General features: G+C 55.6%; 14 protein-coding genes and 1 pseudogene. 10 read left to right on the top strand and 5 right to left on the bottom strand.

What is annotated here, in order from left to right; translation table 11 throughout:
* Window positions 1-4: 4 nt before the first annotated feature.
* From yidC to rpmH, 4 genes are read right to left on the bottom strand one after another with little or no spacing between them, the layout of a single operon-like run.
* Complete coding sequence (yidC, locus tag ACZ9A3_RS23790; protein WP_045199395.1) at window positions 5-1,687, bottom strand: membrane protein insertase YidC; 1,683 nt, start codon at window positions 1,685-1,687, stop codon at window positions 5-7.
* A 2-nt stretch (window positions 1,688-1,689) separates the two neighbouring features.
* Window positions 1,690-1,935, bottom strand: coding sequence for a membrane protein insertion efficiency factor YidD (gene yidD / locus ACZ9A3_RS23795; RefSeq protein ID WP_080764817.1), 246 nt, complete (start codon window positions 1,933-1,935; stop codon window positions 1,690-1,692).
* Entirely contained in the window at window positions 1,928-2,332 is a 405-nt protein-coding gene (rnpA, locus tag ACZ9A3_RS23800; RefSeq protein WP_213604342.1) for a ribonuclease P protein component, read from the bottom strand. The genes yidD and rnpA overlap by 8 nt, the downstream gene beginning before the upstream one ends.
* Before the next feature lie 13 nt (window positions 2,333-2,345).
* Window positions 2,346-2,480, bottom strand: a complete 135-nt coding sequence (gene rpmH, locus ACZ9A3_RS23805) for a 50S ribosomal protein L34 (protein ID WP_002551315.1) — start codon at window positions 2,478-2,480, stop codon at window positions 2,346-2,348.
* A 592-nt stretch (window positions 2,481-3,072) separates the two neighbouring features.
* Between rpmH and dnaA the strand changes: the two genes are divergently transcribed.
* The 8 genes from dnaA (at window position 3,073) to ACZ9A3_RS23845 (ending at window position 16,422) form a co-directional block, all read left to right on the top strand.
* Complete coding sequence (dnaA, locus tag ACZ9A3_RS23810; protein WP_093377769.1) at window positions 3,073-4,590, top strand: chromosomal replication initiator protein DnaA; 1,518 nt, start codon at window positions 3,073-3,075, stop codon at window positions 4,588-4,590.
* Window positions 4,591-4,630: 40 nt separating this feature from the next.
* Window positions 4,631-5,734: a DNA polymerase III subunit beta gene (dnaN, locus tag ACZ9A3_RS23815; protein ID WP_038997897.1), complete on the top strand. Its 1,104-nt coding sequence runs from the start codon at window positions 4,631-4,633 to the stop codon at window positions 5,732-5,734.
* 19 nt (window positions 5,735-5,753) lie between these two features.
* Complete coding sequence (gene recF, locus ACZ9A3_RS23820; protein WP_010222707.1) at window positions 5,754-6,857, top strand: DNA replication/repair protein RecF; 1,104 nt, start codon at window positions 5,754-5,756, stop codon at window positions 6,855-6,857.
* Between the two features lie 4 nt (window positions 6,858-6,861).
* A complete protein-coding gene (gyrB, locus tag ACZ9A3_RS23825; protein ID WP_045199388.1) occupies window positions 6,862-9,279 on the top strand; it encodes a DNA topoisomerase (ATP-hydrolyzing) subunit B in 2,418 nt (805 codons plus the stop codon).
* Window positions 9,280-9,584: 305 nt separating this feature from the next.
* Window positions 9,585-10,904 carry a type I restriction-modification system subunit M gene (locus tag ACZ9A3_RS23830; RefSeq protein ID WP_476253350.1) on the top strand — a complete coding sequence of 440 codons (1,320 nt, stop codon included), beginning with the start codon at window positions 9,585-9,587 and terminating at the stop codon, window positions 10,902-10,904.
* Window positions 10,894-11,850, top strand: a complete 957-nt coding sequence (locus tag ACZ9A3_RS23835) for a hypothetical protein (RefSeq protein ID WP_476253182.1) — start codon at window positions 10,894-10,896, stop codon at window positions 11,848-11,850. The genes ACZ9A3_RS23830 and ACZ9A3_RS23835 overlap by 11 nt, the downstream gene beginning before the upstream one ends.
* Window positions 11,847-13,067: a restriction endonuclease subunit S gene (locus ACZ9A3_RS23840; protein ID WP_476253183.1), complete on the top strand. Its 1,221-nt coding sequence runs from the start codon at window positions 11,847-11,849 to the stop codon at window positions 13,065-13,067. The genes ACZ9A3_RS23835 and ACZ9A3_RS23840 overlap by 4 nt, the downstream gene beginning before the upstream one ends.
* Window positions 13,068-13,083: 16 nt before the next feature.
* Window positions 13,084-16,422 (top strand): type I restriction endonuclease subunit R, encoded by a 3,339-nt coding sequence (locus ACZ9A3_RS23845; RefSeq protein ID WP_476253184.1) that lies wholly within the window; start codon window positions 13,084-13,086, stop codon window positions 16,420-16,422.
* 487 nt (window positions 16,423-16,909) lie between these two features.
* Here the strand turns inward: ACZ9A3_RS23845 and ACZ9A3_RS23850 are convergent.
* Window positions 16,910-17,139 (bottom strand): annotated as a pseudogene (locus tag ACZ9A3_RS23850) (hypothetical protein).
* 305 nt (window positions 17,140-17,444) lie between these two features.
* Here ACZ9A3_RS23850 and ACZ9A3_RS23855 point away from each other — a divergent pair.
* A complete protein-coding gene (locus ACZ9A3_RS23855; protein WP_476253185.1) occupies window positions 17,445-18,329 on the top strand; it encodes a DUF6602 domain-containing protein in 885 nt (294 codons plus the stop codon).
* Window positions 18,330-18,519: 190 nt separating this feature from the next.
* The gene (locus ACZ9A3_RS23860) at window positions 18,520-19,479 is read left to right on the top strand and encodes a restriction endonuclease (protein ID WP_476253186.1); all 960 of its coding nucleotides are present in this window, start codon (window positions 18,520-18,522) and stop codon (window positions 19,477-19,479) included.
* Window positions 19,480-19,504 lie beyond the last annotated feature (25 nt).

Here is a 19,504-nt window from a genome sequence, read left to right on the forward strand (position 1 = left end):
CCCGTCAAGCAGCGGCTTTCTTGGTAGCCTTTTCGATGCTGCGGGTGATGTACCACTGCTGTGCGATCGACAGGCAGTTGTTCACAACCCAGTACAGCACCAGACCTGCAGGGAACCACAGGAAGAAGAAGGTGAAGATGATTGGCATCAGCTTCATCACCTTGGCCTGCATCGGATCCGGCGGAGTCGGGTTCAGTTGCTGCTGGATGAACATGGTTGCGCCCATGATGATCGGCAGGATGAAGAACGGATCCTTGATCGACAGGTCAGTGATCCAGAACATCCACGGCGCCTGACGCATCTCGACGCTTTCCAGCAGAACCCAGTACAGCGAGAGGAAGACCGGCATCTGCACCAGGATCGGCAGGCAGCCGCCCAGCGGGTTGATCTTCTCTTTCTTGTACAGCTCCATCATGGCTTGCGACATTTTCTGCCGGTCATCGCCATGCTGCTCTTTGAGGATTGCCAGTTTCGGCGCAACGGCACGCATGCGCGCCATCGAACGGTAGCTGGCAGCCGACAGCGGGAAGAACAGACCTTTGATCAGCATGGTCAGGACGATGATCGACCAGCCCCAGTTGCCGAGCAGGCTGTGGATATGTTGCAGCAGCCAGAAGATTGGCTGGGCAATGAACCACAGGATGCCGTAGTCGACGGTCAGTTCCAGACCTGGGGACAACTCTTTGAGCTTCTCCTGGATCTTGGGACCGGCGTACAGCATGGTGCTGGTTTCGCCTTTACCACCAGCGGCAACGTTCAGTGCCGGGCCGGTGAAACCGATGATGTAGTTGCCCTGGCTGTCTTTACGGGTCTGAACGATGTTGTTGTCAGACTTGTTTGGAATCCAGGCTGTTACAAAGTAGTGCTGCAGCCAGGCAACCCAGCCGCCGGTAACATTTTCTTTCAGATTTCCCTTGTCGATGTCTTTCATCGACACCTTTTTGTAGGGCTCCGAACTTGTCCACAGGGCCGCACCGAGATAAGTCGCGGTACCGGTTGCGGTGCTCGAGGAAGGATCCGAGCTCGCGTCGCGCTTGAGTTGCGCGAACAGGTTACCGGTCCAGGGCTGGGCGCTCTGGTTGTCGATCAGGTAGGTGACGGTCAGGTCGTACTCACCGCGCTTGAAGCTGAAGCGCTTGATGTAGTTGACGCCGGCATCGCTGAACTTCAGGTCGACGACCAGTTGGTCCTGACCATCGGCCAGTTGGAAACTTTTCTGATCAGCGGCATACAGCGGACGGCCGGACGAACGCGCATCCGGGCCGTTGGCGCCAGTCAGACCGCTCTGTGCCAGGTAAGTACGCTCGCCACCGTTGTCGAACAACTGGAACGGAATGTCCGGATGATCCTGGCGGCGTGGGTATTTCGGCAGCGTCAGCTGGGCGATATCACCACCGTTTGGATCGATAGCCAGATCGAGGACATCAGTCTTGACCCGAATCAGGTCCTTGCTGACCACTACCGGGGCAAGTTCTGCTGGGCTGGATTCAGCGTTGGCGCTCGGTACATCGGCGCTGGCGCCAGTGTTACCGGCCTGCGCGGTGTCCGGCAGGGCCGGGGCAACGTTGCTGGCAGCAGTATTCTGAGTCGGCAGGGCAGCCTGGCCATAGTCCTGGTTCCAGTTAAGGACCATGACGTAGGACACGATTGCCAGGGCGACGATCAGGATCGTGCGTTTAATATCCATGATTACTCGGCTATCGAAGAAGTACGGGAAGAGGAGGCAGGTGGAACCGGGTCAAAACCACCGGCATTCCACGGATGACAACGCCCCAGGCGACGAACGGTAAGCCACCCGCCGCGTAAAAGGCCATGTGTTTCGATGGCTTCGTACGCATAGCAGGAGCAACTGGGGTAGAAACGACAGTGACTGGCCATCAGTGGACTAATGGCATAGCGGTAAAACTGGATCGGAACGAGCGCCAGTTTACGCATCTTGACTGTCTACCCCCACAGAGTCGGTGTTAACCACTGGAGCGGGCCGACTGCGTGCAAGGCGCTTCCAGAGCTTGCCAAAATGTTGGTGCAATTCTGGGTTTTCAATCTCGCCCAACCCTTTGCGCGCGACGATCACGATATCCCAACCAACAAGCGAATGCTGGTTCAGGCGAAACGAATCGCGCATCAGGCGTTTCAGGCGATTGCGTTGAACGGAGAGCTTGACGCTCTTTTTCCCGATCACAAGCCCCAGGCGGGGATGATCAAGACCGTTCTCGCGAGCAAGGATCAGCAGGCATTTCCCTGGAACCTTGCCGGTTGGGGAGTCGAAGACCGCTTTGAAGTGTCGGGGAACAAGCAGACGCTTTTCCCGACTGAAGTCCTGACTCACCACCAGTGCCGAAAAATCAAACTGCCAGGCGCTTACGGCCTTTGGCACGGCGACGCGACAGAACGGCACGACCGTTCTTGGTGGCCATACGGGCACGGAAACCGTGAGTGCGAGCGCGCTTGATGGTGCTTGGTTGGAAAGTACGTTTCATGGCGTGTTACCTGGTTCGTCGACAACGGGCCGGAATGGCCCCCGTTTTAAGAGACCGGCGATTCTAGAGAAAGCAGGGCCGTAGGTCAATTTCCAACCAGCTTTTCCTTATGGACGGAAAATCGGCTTCGTTCCAGGCACCGCTCGGGGTGTGCTGACAGGTTGCGAGTAACGGATCACTTAAACATAGAAAAAAAGAGAGGACTTATTTAAAGCTTTTTAGTGAATCTTATAAAGCTTATGTGGAAGATTTCTGTGGATAACACGCTACAGCCCTTTAAATATCGTATGTACAGAGAAAAGAAACTCTGTCGAGAAGAGGTGCTTTGACTGTGCTGTAGCCTCGGAAAAGCTGTGGATCAAATGGCCTGTTATCCACAGTCGGGTTATCCACCGATTTCGACCCCCAGTTGTGCAAAGACCTCAGGGTCGGTTATCCACAGGGCTTATTCACAAGCTCAAAACGACATTTTGGTCACTAAACTGCTGATATATCGCCATCCTCAACGCAGCTGCATGTGGATAACTGCGCTGGCGCTGGGTACAATGGGCGCTTGTTTTTGCCTCACCGGCTTTCAACTCAGGGGATATCCGTGTCAGTGGAACTTTGGCAGCAGTGCGTGGAGCTTCTGCGCGATGAACTGCCTGCCCAGCAATTCAACACCTGGATCCGTCCGCTACAGGTCGAAGCCGAAGGCGACGAGTTGCGCGTCTATGCGCCTAACCGTTTCGTTCTCGACTGGGTCAATGAAAAGTACCTGAGCCGTCTGCTCGAACTGCTGGGTGAACACGGCAACGGTATTGCGCCTGCCCTTTCCTTATTAATAGGCAGCAGACGCAGTTCGGCACCACGTGCCGCACCCAATGCGCCGCTGGCTGCAGCCGTCGCCGCCTCGCAGGCCCAGGCTGCCCAAACCGCGGTGGTCAGCGAACCGGTCGCCGCACCTGTTGCAGCGCCGGCACCGGTGGCAGAAGTCGAGCAAGCGCCTTCGCGTGACAGCTTCGATTCCATGGGCGAGGCCAACGCCGCGCCAGCTCCAAGTGGCCGCACCGAACAACGCACCGTGCAGGTCGAAGGTGCGCTCAAGCACACCAGCTACCTGAACCGCACCTTTACCTTCGAGAACTTCGTCGAAGGTAAGTCCAACCAGCTGGCCCGCGCCGCGGCCTGGCAGGTTGCCGACAACCCCAAGCATGGCTACAACCCGCTGTTCCTGTACGGCGGCGTGGGCCTGGGTAAAACGCACTTGATGCATGCTGTGGGTAACCACCTGCTCAAGAAGAACCCGAATGCCAAGGTGGTGTACCTGCACTCCGAGCGTTTCGTCGCCGACATGGTCAAGGCGCTGCAGCTCAATGCCATCAACGAATTCAAGCGCTTCTACCGTTCGGTCGACGCGCTGCTGATCGATGACATTCAGTTCTTTGCCCGTAAAGAGCGTTCCCAGGAAGAGTTTTTCCATACCTTCAACGCCCTGCTCGAAGGCGGCCAGCAAGTCATTCTGACCAGCGACCGTTATCCGAAGGAAATCGAAGGCCTGGAAGAGCGCCTGAAGTCGCGCTTTGGCTGGGGCCTGACCGTTGCGGTAGAGCCTCCGGAGTTGGAAACCCGGGTAGCGATCCTGATGAAGAAGGCCGACCAGGCCAAGGTCGACCTGCCCCACGATGCGGCTTTCTTTATCGCCCAGCGTATTCGCTCGAACGTGCGTGAACTCGAAGGCGCCCTGAAGCGGGTGATTGCTCATTCACACTTCATGGGCCGCGACATCACCATCGAGCTGATTCGCGAATCGCTCAAGGATCTTCTGGCACTGCAGGACAAACTGGTGAGTGTGGATAACATCCAGCGCACCGTTGCCGAGTACTACAAGATCAAGATCTCCGATCTGTTGTCCAAACGTCGTTCCCGTTCGGTAGCCCGTCCGCGGCAGGTCGCCATGGCCTTGTCCAAAGAGCTGACCAACCACAGCCTGCCGGAGATCGGCGACGTATTCGGCGGCCGCGATCACACCACCGTGTTGCATGCGTGCCGCAAGATCAACGAACTCAAGGAATCCGACGCGGATATCCGCGAGGACTACAAGAACCTGCTGCGGACTCTGACGACTTGATGAACGTCAGCGCAGCTTATTAAAGGCAAGGGACTAGACCATGCATTTCACCATTCAACGCGAAGCCCTGTTGAAACCCCTGCAACTGGTCGCAGGCGTCGTCGAGCGCCGCCAGACCTTGCCGGTACTGTCCAACGTACTGCTGGTGGTACAGGGTCAGCAATTGTCGCTGACCGGTACTGACCTGGAAGTGGAACTGGTTGGCCGCGTGCAACTGGAAGAGCCGGCCGAGCCAGGCGAAATCACCGTGCCTGCGCGCAAGCTGATGGATATCTGCAAAAGCCTGCCCAACGACGTGCTGATCGACATCAAGCTCGATGAGCAGAAGCTCGTGGTCAAGGCTGGCCGTAGCCGCTTCACCCTGTCGACCCTGCCGGCCAATGACTTCCCGACTGTCGAAGAAGGCCCAGGCTCGCTGACCTGCAACCTGGAGCAAAGCCGTCTGCGCCGCTTGATCGAGCGCACCAGCTTCGCCATGGCCCAGCAGGACGTACGCTACTACCTCAACGGCATGCTGCTGGAAGTGTCCACCGACACCCTGCGCGCTGTCGCCACCGACGGTCACCGTCTGGCCATGTGCTCGATGCGTGCCGATATCGGCCAGGCTGATCGCCACCAGGTCATCGTGCCGCGCAAAGGTATCCTCGAACTGGCGCGCCTGCTTACTGAGCCGGATGGCATGGTCAGCATCGTGCTGGGTCAGCATCACATTCGTGCTACTACTGGTGAGTTCACCTTCACCTCGAAGCTGGTCGATGGCAAGTTCCCGGACTACGAGCGCGTGCTGCCCAAGGGCGGTGACAAGCTGGTGGTCGGTGACCGCCAGGCACTGCGCGAGGCCTTCAGCCGTACCGCGATTCTGTCCAACGAGAAGTACCGCGGCATCCGTCTGCAACTGGCCAATGCCCAGTTGAAGATCCAGGCCAACAACCCTGAGCAGGAAGAAGCGGAAGAAGAAATCAGCGTCGAGTACAACGGTAGCTCGCTGGAAATCGGCTTTAACGTCAGCTACTTGCTCGACGTCCTGGGTGTCATGACCACTGAGCAGGTTCGTCTGATCCTGTCGGACTCCAACAGCAGCGCCCTGCTGCAGGAAGCTGACAACGACGACTCCGCTTATGTTGTCATGCCGATGCGTCTGTAATTTGTCCAGCAGACTCTAGATGTCCCTCAGTCGCGTTTCTGTCACCGCGGTGCGTAACCTGCACCCGGTGACCTTCTCTCCCTCCCCCCGCATCAATATCCTGTACGGCGCCAACGGCAGCGGTAAAACCAGCGTGCTGGAAGCCGTTCATCTGTTGGGTCTGGCCCGTTCGTTTCGCAGCACCCGCCTGACACCGGTGATTCAGTACGAGCAATTGGCTTGTACTGTGTTCGGCCAGGTCGAGTTAAGTGAAGGCGGTTCCAGCAACCTGGGGATTTCGCGGGATCGGCAAGGTGAGTTCACCATTCGCATCGATGGGCAGAATGCTCGCAGTGCAGCCCAGTTGGCAGAGATTCTGCCCCTGCAACTGATCAATCCGGACAGCTTTCGCCTGCTCGAAGGCGCGCCGAAAATACGCCGGCAGTTCCTCGATTGGGGGGTGTTCCACGTGGAACCCCGCTTCATGGCCACTTGGCAACGCCTGCAGAAGGCTTTGCGGCAGCGGAACTCATGGTTGCGGCATGGTACACTTGACGCTGTTTCGCAAGCGGCCTGGGACCGGGAACTGTGCCTGGCCAGCGCGGAAATAGATGAATACCGTCGCAACTACATCAAGGCCTTGAAGCCAGTCTTTGAGCAAACCCTGAGCGATTTGGTCGAGCTCGAAGGGCTGACCCTGAGCTATTACCGTGGCTGGGACAAGGATCGCGAACTCAGTGAAGTGCTCGCCTCCTCCCTGCAACGTGATCAGCACATGGGCCACACCCAGGCCGGCCCACAACGTGCAGACCTGCGCCTGAGACTCGGCGCCCATAACGCGGCTGACATTTTGTCTCGCGGCCAGCAGAAGCTGGTGGTCTGTGCATTGCGTATTGCTCAAGGCCATCTGGTTAGCCAAGCGCGTCGCGGCCAATGTATTTATCTGGTGGATGACTTGCCGTCGGAACTCGACGACCAGCACCGCCGCGCACTTTGTCGCTTGTTGGAAGACTTACGCTGCCAGGTGTTTATCACCTGTGTAGATCAAGAATTATTGAGGGAAGGCTGGCAGACGGAAACGCCAGTTGCTTTGTTCCACGTGGAACAGGGCCGTATCACCCAGACCCACGACCATCGGGAGTGAAGGCATGAGCGAAAATCAAACGTACGACTCCTCCAGCATTAAAGTGCTGAAAGGGCTAGATGCCGTGCGCAAGCGTCCCGGTATGTACATTGGCGACACCGATGATGGTAGCGGCCTGCACCACATGGTGTTCGAGGTGGTCGATAACTCGATCGACGAGGCACTCGCCGGCCACTGCGATGACATCACCGTAATTATTCACCCAGACGAATCCATCAGTGTTCGCGACAACGGTCGCGGCATTCCGGTCGACGTGCACAAAGAGGAAGGCGTATCTGCTGCCGAGGTCATCATGACCGTCCTCCACGCCGGCGGTAAGTTCGATGACAACTCCTACAAAGTATCCGGCGGTCTGCACGGTGTAGGTGTGTCGGTGGTTAACGCCCTTTCCGAGCAGTTGATCCTTACCGTTCGCCGCAGTGGCAAGATCTGGGAACAGACTTACGTCCACGGTGTTCCACAAGCGCCGATGAAAATCGTTGGCGACAGTGAAACCACCGGTACCCATATCCACTTCAAGCCGTCGGCTGAAACTTTCAAGAACATCCACTTCAGCTGGGACATCCTGGCCAAGCGGATTCGCGAACTGTCCTTCCTCAACTCCGGCGTCGGCATCCTGCTGAAGGACGAGCGCTCCGGTAAAGAAGAACATTTCAAATACGAAGGCGGTCTGCGTGCGTTCGTCGAGTACCTGAATACCAACAAGACCCCGGTCAACCAGGTCTTCCACTTCAGTGTTCAACGCGAAGACGGCGTGGGCGTGGAAATCGCCCTGCAGTGGAACGACAGCTTCAACGAGAACCTGTTGTGCTTCACCAACAACATTCCGCAGCGCGACGGTGGTACCCACCTGGTCGGTTTCCGTTCGGCGTTGACCCGTAACCTGAACAACTACATCGAGCAGGAAGGCCTGGCCAAGAAGAACAAGGTTTCGACCACCGGCGACGACGCCCGTGAAGGTCTGACCGCGATCATCTCGGTGAAGGTACCTGATCCGAAGTTCAGCTCGCAGACCAAAGACAAGCTGGTGTCCTCGGAAGTGAAAACAGCCGTGGAACAGGAGATGGGCAAGTACTTCTCCGACTTCCTGCTGGAGAACCCGAACGAAGCCAAGGCCGTTGTCGGCAAGATGATCGACGCCGCGCGTGCTCGTGAAGCTGCTCGTAAAGCGCGGGAAATGACTCGCCGCAAAGGTGCGCTGGATATCGCCGGCCTGCCGGGCAAACTGGCGGATTGCCAGGAGAAGGACCCTGCCCTTTCCGAACTGTACCTGGTGGAGGGTGACTCCGCGGGTGGTTCGGCCAAGCAGGGTCGTAACCGCAAGACCCAGGCGATCCTGCCGCTCAAGGGCAAGATCCTCAACGTCGAGAAAGCACGCTTCGACAAGATGATCTCGTCCCAGGAAGTGGGCACGCTGATCACCGCGCTGGGCTGTGGTATCGGCCGCGAAGAGTACAACATCGACAAGCTGCGCTATCACAACATCATCATCATGACCGATGCTGACGTCGACGGTTCGCACATTCGTACCCTGCTGCTGACTTTCTTCTTCCGTCAGCTGCCGGAACTGGTCGAACGTGGCTACATCTACATTGCCCAGCCACCGCTGTACAAGGTCAAGAAAGGCAAGCAAGAGCAGTACATCAAAGACGACGACGCCATGGAAGAGTACATGACCCAGTCGGCTCTGGAAGATGCCAGCCTGCACCTGGACGAATCCGCACCACCTGTTTCCGGCGTCGAGCTGGAGCGTCTGGTCAACGAATTCCGCACCGTGATGAAGACCCTCAAGCGCCTCTCGCGCCTGTACCCGCAGGAGCTGACCGAGCACTTCGTCTACCTGCCGGCGGTATCGCTGGAGCAGTTGGGCGACCACGCTGCCATGCAGGAGTGGCTGGGCAAATTCGAAGAGCGTCTGCGCACCAGCGAGAAGTCCGGCCTGCTGTACAAGGCCAGCCTGCGCGAAGACAAAGAGCGCAATGTCTGGCTGCCGGAAGTGGAAATCACCTCTCACGGCCTGGCCAGCTACGTCACCTTCAACCGTGACTTCTTCGGCAGTAACGACTACCGCACCGTCACCGCCCTCGGTGCACAGCTGAGCACCCTGCTGGGTGAAGGCGCCTACGTGCAACGTGGCGAGCGCAAGAAAGCCATCACCGAGTTCAAGGAAGCACTGGACTGGCTGATGACCGAAAGCACCAAGCGCCACACCATCCAGCGATACAAAGGTCTTGGTGAGATGAACCCGGATCAGCTGTGGGAAACCACCATGGACCCAACCGTGCGCCGCATGCTCAAGGTGACCATCGAAGACGCGATCGCTGCCGATCAGATCTTCAACACCCTGATGGGCGACGCCGTTGAGCCACGTCGTGAGTTCATCGAGAGCAACGCCCTGGCGGTGTCCAACCTGGACTTCTGATCAGCTGTTGTAGGTGGGAAAAGTTATTTACCATTTCGGCCGAAGTTAAACGGTTCGGCCAGAGTTAACGGCCACCTAAGCTAAAAACAAAACCCCCGGCAGATGCGGATCTGTTGGGGGTTTTTTTTTATCTTTGGCATTTCGCATGAGAGCTAGCTGTCTAGCAGCACATTGAAGTATCGCTACCTTGTTACAATCAGCGCATCACACTCCCCCTCAAATAATAAGGGCGAGTATTTTTTGAATCGCAGGTAAGCACCCGCGCATTCATTATGGCGAATTCGAAAAAAGGCACGTCGTTGAATATGGACTATCAGGAACTCAAGCAGCTCGAAGACGACCTATGGGAGGCAGCGGATCAGCTACGGGCGAACTCTAAGCTCACCGCCAGCGAATACTCGATGCCTGTGTTAGGGCTGATTTTCCTACGACATGCAACGACTCGTTATTATGCTTTGCTCGAAGAAGTGGAAAGCAGTATTCCTGCTCGGGCGACTGGTCAGCTGCGAGAAGACCGCATTAAATTGGGTTTTCAGGGGAAAGCGGCAATCTACCTGCCGGAAATCGCCCGCTACGAATACCTAGCTAGTTTGCCCGCCAGCGAAAACATCGCAGCAGCCATCCATGAAGCCATGCAGGCGATTGAAGACAGTGTCACCGACCAAGACGGCAACAAGCTTCTGGCCGGTGCCCTGCCCAAAAATTATCACGGGCTAGAGCGCGACCTACTACCTGACCTGATCAAGATTTTTAACCGCCCCGCTCTGCAAAATGCCAGTGGTGACGTATTCGGGCGGATCTATGAATACTTCCTTAATCAGTTCGCCCAGAGCGGTGCTCAGGAAGGTGGTGAGTTCTTCACGCCACCAAGCTTGGTGCGGATGATCGTTAACGTGATCGAACCCGACCACGGAGCCGTGCTTGATCCTGCCTGTGGCTCGGCGGGAATGTTCGTACAGACTGGCCACTTTATGGAGGACGTGCGGCACAAGCTTACCCATGATGCGGATATCACTTTCTACGGTCAGGAGAAAGCCGAGGTCAACAGCAAGCTGGCGCGTTTGAACCTCGCTGTACATGGTCTAGAAGGCAAAATCCTGCTGGGCAACACCTTCTATGAAGATCAGCATCAGCTGGTTGGTCAGTGCGACTTTGTCATGGCTAACCCGCCGTTCAACGTCGATGGCGTGCAGGTTGCCAAGATTAAAAGTCAGGTTGGCACTCTCGAAGACAACCCACCCAAGCGTCTGCCTTTTGGTTTGCCTGGTACCGCAGGCAAGAGTCGTGGCAAAGACTCCACCGAAACCATTTCGAATGGCAACAGCCTGTGGATTCAGTACTTTTACAGCTACCTAAATGCCACTGGCAGGGCCGGATTCGTCATGGCGGCCAGTGCCTCGGATGCTGGCAATAAAGACAGAGATATCCGCCAGCAACTGGTGGAGACCGGCCATGTGGACGTGATGATGTCCATTGGGCCCAAGTTTTTCTATACCCGCAGTCTCCCCTGCACTTTGTGGTTTTACGATAAGAGTAAGCCGAAGGAGCGCTTGGACGGCGTGCTGATGATTGATGCTCGGAATGTCTACACTGTGACTCTCAGCGCGCTCCCATGTGTTCACTGAAGAACAGCTGAGCAACCTGTCGGCAATTACGTGGCTGTATCGTGGTCAGACCGAGCGTTTTGTTGAGTTACTGGGCCAATACCAGCAGCAACTGGCTGAGCATCTGCAACAGTTGCCCGAACGGATTGGCGCTGACAATCAGCAGATCAGTTTGGTAGATAAGGCCCTGAGCGATCTTGCCGCCGCTACCTTGCACACGACTCCCGTTGCCATTGTCCGTACCAAATTGGGTGAAGATCATGGGTTGACGGATGAGCTGTTGGCCAGCTTTCGCGATGAGTTGAAGGATGTGCAAACGGAAAGCCATGCATGGCAAAAGCTCATAGATAACGCGCTGGCGGAGGCTAAGTCGTTGCTAGGTGAGTTGTCTTCACCGGCCAACTTAGTCGCTCGCAGAACGGTACAGGGCAAGGCGGAAGCAGGCAACGCTATCCTCAAGGCGGGCCTTGCCGCACTTGAAACCCGTCACAAGGCCTGGCTTAAGCTGCTGGATGTGGCGGACAAGCAACTGCGCAGCCGCCAATGGGCCTCTGCTGGCTACACCTTTGCTTACGAAGATTGCCGTGAGGTGAAAAAAGCCCTACTCCACCGCGATGTGAAGAAACGGGAGCAACCCACGGTGCGTGACCTGGTCGTTGAGGCTTTCAAGCGTGCGGGTTACTTCATCGTTCAGGGGCACTGGCTACTGAGCCGTTTTCCTGATGGCGTTTATGTAGACGTACCGGGTTTGTGCGCCGTGGTCAGCCGCACAACCATCTCTGCCAACGATTTTTCGCTAACACCAGGACGCTACGTAGGAGTGGCGCTTGGCATTGAAGATGACGACGAAGGTGAGGCTTTCCGCGAGCGAATGAAGGAAATCCATGTCGAGCTGGCCGAGTTAAACGACAAAGCAGCACAACTGGCCAATCGTATTCAGATGGCATTTTCGGAGCTTACTGAATGAGTTGGCCTTTAAAACCACTCTCCGAGCTTTGTCTGCTGGCTGTTGATTGCGTTAACAAGACTGCGCCAGTGGTGGACTATCCGACGCCTTATAAAATGATTAGAACCACCAACGTCAAGCGGGGGTTTATTGACGTAGGCACTGTGCGGTATGTGAACGAGGAAACCTTTCAGTCTTGGACAAGACGCTCGCAGCCTCGTTTTGGTGATGTGATTCTGACACGCGAGGCTCCAGTTGGAGAGGTAGGGCGCTGCACCTTCGATGACGACCAGAATATCTTTCTTGGACAAAGGCTTTTTCAGTATCGACCCGATCCGGAGCTGTTGGACTGGAATTACCTTGCTTATGCACTGCAAAGCCCTCTCATGCAGAACAAGCTGCATGGCATGAGTTTTGGTGCCACGGTGCCTCACATCAAGGTTGGAGATGCCGAGAATTTGGAAATCCCTTGTCCTCGATTAGATGTGCAGAAAAAAATCGGTGGGCTGCTCGCGGCCTATGATGATCTGATTGAGAACCATCGTCGGCGAGTTGCTTTGCTCGAAGAATCGGCCCGCCTGCTATACCAGGAGTGGGTCGCCAATAAGCGTTTTCCAAGATATGAGAGCGTCGTTAGTCTTACGGGCCTTCCCTTAGGTTGGGCTTATATTCCATTATCCGAATTAGCCGAAGTAAACCAAGCAACTTTGAGGCTTAAAGAGGCACCTTCTTCGATTCGATATATTGATATTTCTTCTGTTGGCGTCGGAATTATAAAGGATGTTGGTGAAGTCCCTTTTTCCCAAGCACCGGGGAGAGCAAGGAGGCTTGTGCGGCACGGAGACGTGATTTGGTCTTGCGTGCGGCCAGAGAGGAAGTCTTATGCGATGATTTGGGAACCATTAGAAAACGTAGTGGTTTCGACAGGGCTCGCTGTAATTTCCCCTGCAAAGGTTCCATTCACCTTTCTTTATCTGGCTGTTACCTCCGATGAATTTGTAGCGCATCTGAGTAACCGGGCAACTGGCGTTGCGTACCCGGCAGTTACTGCAAAGGACTTCGAAGAGGCCTTAATTCTCGTTCCTGACCAGGCAACGTTAGCTGAGCTGCATCTTAAATGTGAACCGTTGTTTGCGATGATGAATTGTCTGAGTCTGCAAATTGATAATCTTACGAAAGCCCGTGATGCGTTGCTGCCCAAATTAATGTCAGGAGCAATCCAGGTCTTAGCCACCTGAGCAGGGAGAGTGCAGTATGGCCAAGGCCAGTTATTCGGAAGACAAGAATGTCCAGGAACCCGCCGCCAAACTGCTAGCTGATGAGTTGGGCTGGCGTTCGGTTTATGCCATGGACGAAGTCCATGGTTTGCCATCTGATCCAGACTCCACGCTGGGGCGTAAGGATCGTAGCGAGGTGGTGCTGGTTCGCGAGCTGGATAAGGCCTTGGCCCGGCTCAACCCCAAGGTGTCGCCGATCAAACTAGCCCAAGCGCGTGAACTGCTGCTGGATGCCGACCCGACCAAGACCCTGCTGCAACATAATGAAGAAAAGTGGCGCATGGTGCGTGACGGTATAAGCCTGAAGGCACCCAGCGGTCGCCCCGAAGAGGACGTTCACGTCAAAGTCGTCGAGTTCGCTGAAGGTAAGCAGGATGACAATGACTTTTTGGTGGTGCGTGAGCTATGGGTCAAGAGCGGCCCCTATACCAAGCGCTGCGATTTGGTCGGTTTCGTCAACGGTTTGCCTCTGGTTTTTATCGAACTGAAGCGCCACGACAAAGGGTTAAAAGCAGCGTTCGACGAGAACTATATCGACTATCGAGGTCGCCCTGATGATAGTCACCTAGGCACCATTCCCCTGCTATTTCACTACAACGCTTTGGTAATTGTTTCTAATGGCCTGGATGCGCGCTATGGCGGCGTTACCAGTAGCTGGGATCACTTTTATCGCTGGAAGCGTTTGGCCGAGGAGGATGCAGACCCTGCCCCGAAACCGGACACGGCACCACTCAAGCCTATTTTGCCGATTCTGCTGCGCGGCATGTGCAGCAAAAACCGGCTGTTGGATATCGTTGAAAACTACACGCTGTTCGACCACAGCGAAGAGCACACCGCTAAGGTGATTGCGCGCAACCACCAATATCTTGGGGTTAATCGCGCTATCGACAATCTGCGCGAAGGTGGCCCAAATGTTCTGGCTGGTAAGCTTGGGGTGTTCTGGCATACCCAAGGTAGCGGCAAGAGCTATTCGATGGTGTTCTTCTGTCAGAAGATTCACCGCAAGATTTCCTCTGGTTACACCTTTGTGCTGCTCACTGACCGCAAGGAGTTGGACAATCAGATTTTCAGCACCTTTGTAGGCTGTGGAATTTCCACTAACAGCCGCGACAAGGCCGCTGGGGCTGATGGCTTGGAGCGTCTGCTGAAAGACGAAAATCGCCGTTATGTGTTCAGCCTGATTCACAAGTTTCGCAAACGCGTAACTGAGCCCTGGTCACAACGCGATGACATCATCGTGGTCTCCGACGAGGCCCACCGTACCCAGTACGGGCGATTGGCAACGCAAATGCGTATGGCGTTGTCCCGGGCCAAATTCATTGGTTTCACCGGCACACCGCTGATCGATGGGCATGAGAAAAGTGAAACCGAGCGAGTCTTTGGCAGCTATGTCTCTGTCTATGATTTCCAGCGTGCTGTGGCAGATGGTGCCACCCTGCCCCTCTATTACGAGAGTCGGGGTGAAAAGCTACACATTGTCGATGATGCGCTGAACAGACGCATCGAAGATCGTATCGATCAGGCCCGTGCTGATGGTGACCTAACGGAAGAGCAGGAAGAAAAGCTCTACCGCGAGCTGGCCCGTGATTATCCGGTGTTCACCTCGGATACCCATCTGAATGATGTCGCCACTGATTTTGTCGAGCACTTCCATCAACGTTGGCGGCTTATGGAGGCACCACCAAAGGCCGGTCAACCGATCAAGTATGGTGGCAATGCCAAGGCGCTGCTGGTCTGCATCGATAAGGTCACTTGCGTGAAGATGGCCATCCGCATCAAGAGCAAATGGGCCGAGAAGATCAAGGCGCTGGAGATCAAGCTGTTGGACGATCAGGCACCGTTCATAGCCAAGGGTAAGCCGTTCTCCGAGGGGTTACGCCGCGATGCTGCGCTAATCGAGTGGATGAAAGCGACGCAAATCCATCCAATATTTAGTTCAGATCAGAACGAGATCCAGGATTTCAGCCAGGAAGGCATTGAGGTTAAACCCTATCGTGAAGTCATCAGTAAGGGCATCGATAGTCGGGATATCGAGGAATGCTTTAAGGATGGTAAGCATCCGTTTCGCGTCGCTATCGTCTGTGCGATGTGGTTGACCGGCTTTGATGTGAAGTCGCTGGCGACCCTGTATCTCGATAAACCTATGAAGGGCCATACTCTGATGCAGGCCATTGCTCGGGTGAACCGCGTGGCAGCGCACAAGAAAAACGGCTTAATCATTGATTACAACGGCATGCTTAAAAGCCTGCGCAAGGCGCTAGGCGTCTATGGGCAAGGTGAGCAGGGTAATTCTCAAGACGATGGTACCGATCCCTTGCTCGATGAGGAGCAAGCTCTTGTGGAGTACGCCGCAGCGATATTTAAAGTACAGGCTCACCTGACCAGTACAGGATTTGATTTAGACGATCTGGTTAAGGCCAAAAATGGCGAAGAGCGCTGGCAGGCACTGCTGGATGCGCAGAACGCCCTTTCTGTTTCGGCTGAGGCAAAGAAGACTTTCCAGGTGCTTGCCGAGGATGTGGCTGACCGTTATCGCGGGCTATTTCCACGTGATGAGCTGCACCAGTATGAGCCCCAAGAAAGCGCTATCGCAGCCATCTACAATATGCTGCAAAAGCCTAAAGGCAAAGTTGATGTCAGCTCGATCATGCAGGAGCTGCGTGGGCTGGTGGATAACGCCCTTGAGGTTGTGCCGCTCAAGACGGTCAACGACAAGCCGACTCAGCCATACAACCTGTCTGGTATTAATTTTGAGCGACTACGTGCGGAGTTCGCCAAGTCGAGTCAGCAGCAGGCGGTAACGCTGAGTTTGCAGGAGCGGATTCAGGCGCGTATAGAGATGATGCTGATGACTAACCCTACCCGCGTTGATTTGTATAAGCGCTATGAGGAGATCATCGAGGAATACAACCGCGACAAGGACAAAGTCGAGATTCAGAAGGTCTTTGATCAACTGCTCCAGGTGCATGATTCGCTGGATCAGGAAGAGCAACGCTTTATTCGTGAAGGCTTCTCGACTGAGAAAGAACTCGCCATCTATGACCTGCTTGGCAAAGACAAATCAGCGCTTAGTAAAGGCGACATTGGCAAGCTGAAGAAGGTGGCTATGGATCTTCTATCAGTCGTTGGCGCTCGTCGGGCTGAAATTGGCAGTCTGCGTGACAAGGCATCCACACAGGCGCAGCTCAAAACCTCGATCATCGATCACATGCTGATTGGCATGCCTGATGAGTTTTCAAATGAAGACATTGAGGCGCGAGCTGAAGTTGTTTTCCGGTTTTTACAGCAGGGATCAGCGGGGCAAGCTCTACAATGAAGGCCAAATACGACGCCTCCGTGAGAGCCCTCTTAGATCAGTTCTCAGATCTTAATGATGTTTTCTGGGGCAACTTTAGCGCCAACAAGCAAGGCGCTATCCGTTGCCGCCAACGTGTTTCAGTGCGACTGAGTACGCCCAATATGCCTATCGGAGATGGATCGGTTATAGGCGAGGGCAGGAGCCGTTGCTAGTAACGGCCTATTTTATTTTGACTCTGCTGGAGCGCCAGGGCGCCGAGAGGTCAAGCCTGTGCCCTGTTCAAAATCGATAGAGACGTATTAGATCTTGGTGCAGCGAAAGAGGTAGTCCCATGAGCGCACGAAAAGCAAAAGCCACTGATTTTGAGGAACTCCCTCACATTGAGACCGATTGGCTAGATAGGGCTGTGAAACGGATAATCTTCAGGCTGGGGGAGTACGCATCAGGGCATACTTTAGAGCAGCTAACGTTAGAGAACGTCATACAGTTCTAATCTGCATCGTGGCTACAGCTCCACCGTCAGCACCTTGATCCCCACGCCTGCGCAAAACCGTCCCACCGCCGTCAGCGAGCGCCAGTTCATACCGGCTCCCGTCGCGAGCGGATTGGTAGCCATTTGGCCCCGAGGCGCAGCTCCAGACGCCAGGCTTCGCCGTCGCGCAACACGCGAAACTCCCGCGCTGCGCCGGTCTCGACCAGTGCGGCCAGGGTTTCCTGCGCAATGGCTTGTTTCATGCGATGGCACTCCTCATTAGTCGTCCCTCCCGCTCCACTGTGACGCCATACCCTATCCTTCTGGTATAGCGTTGGTCTGGGCCTCGGTCGCCAGTAGCGGTGCTATGGTCGACCGTATCCGTTCACCCCGTGGGGGCCGATTTAACCTAACTGCCAATTACGCGCAGGCAGAAGCGGGAGTCGATCAGCGCGACGTCCCTCCGTTCAATTCTCAACGATCGGAACCGACGGTAAAAGCGCTCCTGAGCTATAGACGCATCCTGTCTACCGCCGCCATATGCTTGCCAGCCACATAGGTGGGACGCATGATCGACGCCTGGTCTGTGGCCATACATCTAACGAGCGTAGGAGTAATGATGGGATCGTACGGTGGGTACATCGAGAGGTTGGCCAAGAAGGTAGAGGCGCGTTTGCAGGACATCGAAGCGATCTACAACTTCGACCTAGGAGACGAGTTCGAGCTCGCCCTTTGCGCCCTGCTGGAAGACGTGCTGCCTGCCAAGTACGGGGTTTGTCGTGGCTTTGTTGTCGCAGAGGATGGCAGGACGGCCGGGGATGACGTCATCATCTACGACAAAATGGCCAGCCCTACCCTGCGCTCCAGCTTGAGCCGCCAGTTTCCGGTTAAAGAGCAGATCCCGGTTGACGCGGTGTACGCTTACATCGAATGCAAACACTCCATTTCGAGCGATGCGGTGCTGGAGAAGGCGATCGGTCAGGCCGAAGCGGTGAAAAAGCTTGTGCTCACCCGCCGAGCCCTCGACAACCCTGACTATGAAGTGGATGGGCCTGTTTACAACGGGAGGCTCAGGGATTGGCCCCGCACGTTCCCGCCTCTGAAGAACCAACCCTTCTGCGCGGTATTTGCACGCAAATATTCACCGGACGTTACCGTCCCCCGCACTCACGGCGAGCACACCCCTGATCTTTTGATCCTGGGTAATAACTACATCGCGACTCAGACGGTGAACCTGGGGCCGGACGGCATCAAATCGTCGCTCTTTTTCGACACCAAGTACGGGGCGGGATTGTGCGCAGAACAGGCTCCCGAAAACGCATACGGCCTTGGCCTGGTAACCCTGCTTGAGGCATTGAGCTGGATTGAGCTGCTGCCTATCGACTGGACGGGGACGCTGAACGCCACTTTCTTCGAAAACCTGCGCAAGGTAAGAACCAGCACTCAGTCCTGACAGCGCGCACCGCCTGCAGATGATGGCTAGCAATTTAGCCCGACCAGGTGTGATCAAGTGAGTGTTGGCGAGCCGACACCAAGGCCTCTTGGCCGGGATTTACCTTCCGGCCATCTGGCGCCATGATGGTAAGCGCAACGGGCTCCTCCTGCGTGAGCCATCGGAAAGGTTACGGAAAACGAGGGCTTTCATGGCTGAGCAATTTCACTACCCGGCAGACCTCTTTGAACTGCTGATCAAGACCATCCCTCGACTGGTCAAATCCAAGAAGTCCGTAATCCTGTTTTTCCAAGGTGCCGGGGTCGATATGGAGGATTTGGCGGGCGTCAACGCGACCCTGCTTACCTCACCTGGTTCGATCACCAAGTACGAGATCGTGCGCACGGTGCTGACACGCTTGAATATGCGTGGAGATAGCGGATTAGGCCCACGTCGCGGGGTGATCCGCAGGGTCGTCGAATTTGAGGATTTCGAGTCCTGCTGGGAAGACGATCGCCTCGAAGCAAAGGGGCTGGTGGCAAGCGTCCGTGAAGCGGTGAACAAGAAAGATGCGTTCACCCGCATGCAGCAAGAGCGAGAAGCTGAACGTGACCAAGCGCAGGCGGCTCACCGTGAAGCACAGCAGAGGGCTGCACGAAAGCGCAGTGAGGTCGACGACGTCAAGAATCGCCTGTTCGCCCTCTTCGGCATGGACGATCAGCCTCAGGAACGGGGTCGACTTCTGGAAGGTGTGCTCAATGATCTCTTCCGAGCCTACGACATCCATGTGAGGGAGAACTTCGTTCGCAGAACCCCGGACAGCACGATCGTGTTGGAGCAGATCGACGGAGTCATCGAGCTCTCGGGCACGATCCACCTGGTGGAAATGAAGTGGCTCAAAGACCCCGTGGGGGTAGGCGATTTCGGGTCGCATCTGGTCAGGGTGATGAACCGGGCCAATGTGTCGGGCATTTTCATCTCCAATAGCAGGTTCACCCAGTCGGTGATCTCCCAGTGTGCGGAGTTCCTCAATCACAGAACCAACTTCCTTTGCTCTTTGGAGGAAATAGTGAGCGTGCTACAGCGCCAGGGTGATCTGGTCGAGCTATTGAGAACCAAGTCTCAAGCGGCGATCGTCGACAAAAAACCGTTCCTGGAGATTCTGAGCTAGGAAGAAGCAGTTTGACCACAACCCG

Source organism: Pseudomonas sp. TE4620, assembly GCF_056279045.1.

What these genes read in the sequence shown, in the direction of transcription:
- yidC (WP_045199395.1), bottom strand. Translation starts at nt 1,687, where the DNA reads ATGGATATTAAACGCACGATCCTGATCGTCGCCCTGGCAATCGTGTCC.
- dnaN (WP_038997897.1), top strand. Translation starts at nt 4,631, where the DNA reads ATGCATTTCACCATTCAACGCGAAGCCCTGTTGAAACCCCTGCAACTG.
- ACZ9A3_RS23840 (WP_476253183.1), top strand. Translation starts at nt 11,847, where the DNA reads ATGAGTTGGCCTTTAAAACCACTCTCCGAGCTTTGTCTGCTGGCTGTT.
- rpmH (WP_002551315.1), bottom strand. Translation starts at nt 2,480, where the DNA reads ATGAAACGTACTTTCCAACCAAGCACCATCAAGCGCGCTCGCACTCAC.
- gyrB (WP_045199388.1), top strand. Translation starts at nt 6,862, where the DNA reads ATGAGCGAAAATCAAACGTACGACTCCTCCAGCATTAAAGTGCTGAAA.
- ACZ9A3_RS23830 (WP_476253350.1), top strand. Translation starts at nt 9,585, where the DNA reads ATGGACTATCAGGAACTCAAGCAGCTCGAAGACGACCTATGGGAGGCA.
- ACZ9A3_RS23855 (WP_476253185.1), top strand. Translation starts at nt 17,445, where the DNA reads ATGATCGACGCCTGGTCTGTGGCCATACATCTAACGAGCGTAGGAGTA.
- yidD (WP_080764817.1), bottom strand. Translation starts at nt 1,935, where the DNA reads ATGCGTAAACTGGCGCTCGTTCCGATCCAGTTTTACCGCTATGCCATT.
- recF (WP_010222707.1), top strand. Translation starts at nt 5,754, where the DNA reads ATGTCCCTCAGTCGCGTTTCTGTCACCGCGGTGCGTAACCTGCACCCG.
- ACZ9A3_RS23845 (WP_476253184.1), top strand. Translation starts at nt 13,084, where the DNA reads ATGGCCAAGGCCAGTTATTCGGAAGACAAGAATGTCCAGGAACCCGCC.
- ACZ9A3_RS23860 (WP_476253186.1), top strand. Translation starts at nt 18,520, where the DNA reads ATGGCTGAGCAATTTCACTACCCGGCAGACCTCTTTGAACTGCTGATC.